This window comes from Vibrio sp. Vb1755 (genome assembly GCF_033338635.1).
GTDB classification, from domain to species: domain Bacteria; phylum Pseudomonadota; class Gammaproteobacteria; order Enterobacterales; family Vibrionaceae; genus Vibrio; species Vibrio alginolyticus.
In genome coordinates this window covers 1-1,348 of sequence record NZ_JAWOTA010000171.1, presented here as the reverse complement: position 1 = coordinate 1,348, position 1,348 = coordinate 1, and the positions used below count along the sequence as shown (strand labels likewise).

General features: G+C 44.7%; 2 protein-coding genes. Both read left to right on the top strand.

The window, feature by feature from the left end:
- Positions 1–681 (top strand): nicotinate phosphoribosyltransferase (pncB, locus tag R7E00_RS23615; protein WP_318124662.1); only part of this gene is annotated, 681 nt, incomplete at its 5' end.
- Positions 682–974: 293 nt separating this feature from the next.
- Complete coding sequence (locus R7E00_RS23610) at positions 975–1,334, top strand: hypothetical protein (protein WP_005479882.1); 360 nt, start codon at positions 975–977, stop codon at positions 1,332–1,334.
- Positions 1,335–1,348 lie beyond the last annotated feature (14 nt).

Below are 1,348 nucleotides of genomic sequence, written 5' to 3'. Positions count from 1 at the left end.
GGAACCAGTAATTACCATTTAGCGAGAGAGTTAGATCTTACCCCAATTGGCACGGTTGCTCACGAGTGGTTTATGGGTCATCAAGCGTTAGTAAACGTACGTGATTCGCAGAAAATTGCCCTGCAACGTTGGCAAAAAATGTTTAATGGCGCACTGGGTATTGCACTGACGGATACCATCGGCATCGACGCATTTCTCAAAGACTTCGATGAAGAGTTGAGTCATGCGTACGTTGGCGTTCGTCACGACAGCGGTTGCCCATTCACTTGGGGCGAAAAGATGATTGCGCACTATGAGTCGCTTGGCATCGACCCGATGACGAAGACCCTAGTCTTTACGGATGGTTTGAACTTCGAGCAAGCGCTAGACATTTGTGAGCATTTCCAAGGTCGTGTACAAGTGAGCTTCGGTATCGGTACGTCGCTGGCAAATGACATGGGTAATTACGTTAACGATCAAGGCGAGGCATATCAGCCGCTTTCCATCGTGATTAAAATGGTGACTTGTAATGGCTCTCCAGTCGCCAAGATCAGTGACGAGCCAGAAAAGGCAATGTGTGAAGACATTTTCTTTTTGATGCATCTTAAACGTCGCTTTGAACAACCGCTTGATTTACATGAATGTCGTAAGCTCATTGATCGCCTCGAAAGCGAAGGGCAGAACTACCTTATTGATGCGTAAATACCGCTCTTTTTAGCTCCTTTCTTGATAATCACCCTCTATCGTTTCGATAAATTTATATCGGTAAACGAAGAGGGTGATTTCGTTATAGTTAGTCTTATATCAATCTTTGCTCCCCTGCGTTTTTTGCGTCGCTAGAGACTATGATTGATAGATACTCCCAACGTTGCGGCATTGTGGAAAGTGTTCTTTCGCAGAGCACTCACTTAGCCTGATCACATAGTTTATCTATGCGTTTATCTGCTTTTTCATGACTTTGGGCTTCACGTAATAGCTTGAATCAGGAGTCAAAAATGAATTTAGTTGTACATTTGCAAAAGAAAGCGATAAGAAAACACGGCTATGAGATGGCAACACGCCAAGCCTGGAAATGCGGTATTAAAGCGAATCTCGTGCGACGTGTCATTGGCTTGTTTAAAGGCCAAATCGTCTGTGTGGTAGAAGGGTGCCGCGCTGAGTTATCTTCAGTTGTTAACAATCAACTGCATGATGAAGAGAAGCAAGGCCGCTACGTATTTGTCGGCGGCGTGTGCTGGGAACCAAACAACATCATCGCCCCTGGTTTTCCGGATTTTATGTTCATGCATGTTCGCAATTTGAGTCATCGTCATAAGTACCTCACAGACGACGAGCTGTTTTTGAGTTTGGCATAACTCAAATGTCTTTA